The sequence below is a fragment of the Streptomyces prasinopilosus genome (assembly GCF_001419695.1).
GTDB classification, from domain to species: Bacteria; Actinomycetota; Actinomycetes; order Streptomycetales; family Streptomycetaceae; genus Streptomyces; species Streptomyces prasinopilosus.
In genome coordinates this window covers 1-3813 of record NZ_LIRG01000218.1, presented here as the reverse complement: position 1 = coordinate 3813, position 3813 = coordinate 1, and the positions used below count along the sequence as shown (strand labels likewise).

General features: G+C 74.0%; 2 protein-coding genes. One reads left to right on the top strand and one right to left on the bottom strand.

Annotated features, from left to right (window positions below; all coding sequences use genetic code 11):
* Positions 1 to 113: 113 nt before the first annotated feature.
* The gene (locus AOK18_RS10745) at positions 114 to 1619 is read left to right on the top strand and encodes a 4-hydroxyphenylacetate 3-hydroxylase family protein (protein ID WP_055694171.1); all 1506 of its coding nucleotides are present in this window, start codon (positions 114 to 116) and stop codon (positions 1617 to 1619) included.
* A gap of 307 nt (positions 1620 to 1926) precedes the next feature.
* Here AOK18_RS10745 and AOK18_RS10740 read toward each other — a convergent pair whose 3' ends face one another.
* Positions 1927 to 3180 (bottom strand): MFS transporter, encoded by a 1254-nt coding sequence (locus AOK18_RS10740; RefSeq protein ID WP_055694172.1) that lies wholly within the window; start codon positions 3178 to 3180, stop codon positions 1927 to 1929.
* Positions 3181 to 3813: the final 633 nt, after the last annotated feature.

The window sequence follows — 3813 nt, the reverse complement described above, 5'->3', positions numbered from 1 at the left end:
CGGTCCGGAGGGCCCCGCCGGGTCCTCCGGGCCGGGGTCCGGGTGCCGGGCCGCCCCGCCGCGTCCCGCCCGCCCGGACGCGCCCACCAAGCCTCAACACAAGGAGTGACACCATGGGACTTCGTTCGGGTGCCGCGTACCTGGAGGGTCTGCGGGACGGCCGCAGCCTGTACATCAACGGTGAACGGGTCGACGACGTCACCGCCCACCCCGCCTTCCAGGGCGTGCTGGCGACGCTCGCCGGGCTCTACGACGCCCAGCGGGACCCGGAGTTCGCCGACGTCCTGACGGTGCGCGACGAGGCGTCCGGGGAGACCCATAGCACCACCCTGCTCGAGGCACGGACGCACGAGGACGTCCTGGCCCGGCTGCGCTGCGACCGGCTCCGCACCGAGCTGACCTACGGCATGATGGGCCGCCTCCCCGACTTCATGAACGCCTACCTGCTCGACGTCGCGAGCAGCCTCGCGCACGTCGGCAAGCACGAGGAGGCGGCCCGGATGGGCGCGTACCTCGCGCGGCTGCGCCGGGAGGACCTCGCGGTCACCCACACCCTGGTGGACCCGCAGAGCGACCGCTCGACGCGGGACGCCCCGCCGGAGGCGGTGCGGATCGTGGAGCGCCGCGCGGACGGCATCGTGATCCGGGGCGCCCGGCTGCTGTCCACCCTCGCCCCGGTGGCCGACGAGGTCTTCGTCGGCCCGTACGTGCCGCGCAGGCCCGGCCAGGAGGACTACGCCCTGGTCTGCACGCTCCCGCTCGACGCGCCCGGCCTCAAGATCGTCTGCCGTCAGGCGTACGACCGCGGGGACGGTCTCTTCGACACCCCGCTGAGCGGCCGGTTCGACGAGGGCGACGCGATCCTCGTCTTCGACGACGTCTTCGTCCCCGAAGACCGGGTCGTCGTCGCCGGTGACCTGGACGCGTACAACAACGTGGTGCGCAACGCGGTCGGCTACGGCCCGCTCCAGGGTGCGGCGCGCAGCACCTCCAAGCTGAAGTTCCTGGCCGGGCTCGCCACCGTGGCGGCACGGACCACGGGCCGGGCGGCCTCGCCGCGCTACCAGGAGGAACTCGGCGAGGTCATGGGCCTGCTGAACGTCGCCGAGGGCCTCCTCGACGGGGCCGCGGTCGACCTGGGCCGCCGGATCGGCGAGCGCCGCGACCCCGGCTCGGCGCCGCGCGGCCCCGGCTGCCCGACGGAGGAGTCGCGGGTCGGCATCGCGGCGCTGACCTTCTTCTTCCCGCACGCGATCGCCAGGGCGGTCGAGGTGCTCCGGCTGGTGACGGGCAGCGGCGCGATCGCGATGACCGAGGGCGAGCTGCGGCACCCGGAGATCGGTCACCTCGTGGAGGAGTACGTCCACGGCCCGGGGGTCGGCGCCGAGCGCCGCCTCCAGGTGATGCGGATGGTCTGGGACATGACCTGCAGTCCGTTCGCCGCCCGCCAGGCACTCTACGAGCGCTACTACACCGGCGACCCGGTCGTCGGACGGGTCCTCTTCTTCAACGCGCCGAAGACCCGCGAGGCGGAGGCCCTCGCCGAACGCCTGCTGGGCGCGGCACCCGGGGATCCGGCCCGGGTCGTCCCGGCGAGACCGGCTGATCGGAATGCGTGACGGTCTGATCGGTCTTCGGTCTGATCGGTCTTCGGTCTGATCGGTCTTCGGTCTGATCGGTCTGATCGCCGAAGCTCCGCGCGAGGGCCGGCTCGGCGGGGTGGAAGGCCCGGAGACCGGCCCGGCCGGCGCCGAGGGTGGGCCGGCCCCGCTCGAAGCCGTTCCCGAACCCGCGGTCACCCGCCCGGGCTCGCCGGCCTCCGGTCGGAGCGCCGGACGGCCGGACGGCCCCGGCCCGGTGTCACGAACCGGTTCCAGTGGCTGCGCCATGAGCCGCCCCACTGTCGCGGGCGGCCGTCCCGTGGGCTCAGGGACGGCCGGTCGGCGGTGCGTCCCGCACGACCGGAAGCACCCGTCCCAGGCGTGCGAGCGGGGACAGGGCCATCACCACCGGGGACAGCAGCATGCCCGCGGCCGTCACCAGGAGGCTGGTGCGCAGCCCCCACTCCATCGCGAGGAACCCGCCGAGCAGGGAGCCGAGCGGGGCCGTCCCCATGCCGACGAACGTGATCGTCGCGGCCGCGCGGCCCTGCATCCCGTCCGGGGTGACGGCCTGCCGCACCGCCATGACCGTGACGTTCACCACCTGGCCGGCGGCCCCGAACACGAAGTTGATCGCCAGCAGCGCGGCAACCGTCACCCCCGGGGAGCCGTGCAGCGCGAGCACACACAGGAACACGCCGTCACCGAGTGCCGCCGCGGCCACGAGCACCGGGCCGTGACCGAACCGGCTCGGCAGGCGGGCGGCCAGCATCGAGCCCAGCAGCGCGCCCGGCCCCGTCGCCGCGAGCGCGAGCCCGACGGTGGCACCGGACAAGTGCAGTTCGCGCGGCAGGAAGAGCAGATAAACGGTCATCATCGCCGCGAAGGAGAACTGGAAGGCCGCCGAGGCCAGGCACACGGTCCGCAGCGAGGTGTCGCCGACGACGAAACGGAGGCCCTCGTGGATCCGTCGCCAGACCCGCGGGGGACGTTCCGGGCGGTCCGGGATCGATTCGGTCCGGCGGATCCGCCGGATCGACAGGAACGACAGCGCGAAGAACACCGCGCCCGAGGCGGCGGCGAGCGGCGCCGACAGCAGGGACACCGACGCACCGCCGAGCGCGGGCCCGCCGATCTGCGCCGCGGACCGGCTGCCCTCGAGCGCGCTGTTGCCCTGCAGCAGCTGATCGCGTCGCACCAGGCGTACGAGAGAGGCCTGGTAGGCGACGTCGAAGAACACGGACAGCGCCCCGACGGCGAAGGCGACCACGAGCAGCGCGGGCAGACCGGACCAACCGAGGAGAGCGGCCACGGCGGCGGCGCCCAGGATCAGGGTCCGGCCGGCGTCCGTCACCACCATCACCGTGCGGGTCCGCCACCTGTCCACCCACGCGCCGACGAAGAGCGAGAGCAACAGGATCGGCGCCTGCCCCACCGCGCGCAGGACGCCCAGCTCGCCGGCGCCGGCGCCGAGCGTCAGGACGGCGAAGAGCGGGAGAACGATCAGAGTGGTGTGTTCGCCGAGCTGGGAGGCCGTCTGACCCACCCAGAGCCTGCGGAAGTCGCGGTCCCGCCACAGACTCGACGGAACGGATCGACCGGAATCGGACACGGCGGAGGAAGTGGGCGGCACGAAGATCCCTCGGATGACCGACGACGAGGCCCGTCGCCCGGCGCACACCGGGTGCGCCCGCGATGCGGGCAGGGGAAGGCTCGCTGTGCCGCAGCGACAGGGGCAGCACGCGATGACCAGGCCGATCACGGCCTGCCATGTCAACGCGCGCTCGGACGACCGACCATGCCTCAGCTCCTCGGGGATCACTCGCTGCGTCCGAACCCTAGCCACCGGCGGCCCGGCGCGAAAGGCGTTTTCCCCGCCTCCCGCGCGACGGGGCGGACCGGACGCGCAGTGCGGACAAGGGCCTCCGCACGGCAGCCGCAGCCCTTTCGAGGACGAGGGCTCCCCCGTGCAACCTCCTGGACCAGAAGGAGAGGGCCGCACCGCACCCGCTGGAGTGCCGTGGCCGTCCGGAGGGGGACACCACCGCCGGTCCGCCTTCGCGTGCACGGCGGCCCCGTGCCGCGTGTCCCTACGTCTCCGCCAGCGGGTTGCGCACCGGCAGGTAGCGGGCCGCCGCCCCGTCGGCGCCGGTCCAGCGCAGGAGGAGGTTGGTCTTGGCGGGGAGGGTGGGGGCGGTGAGGAGGGCCCGGG

Coding starts and splice junctions, on each gene's coding strand:
- AOK18_RS10745 (WP_055694171.1), top strand. CDS start 114: ATGGGACTTCGTTCGGGTGCCGCGTACCTGGAGGGTCTGCGGGACGGC.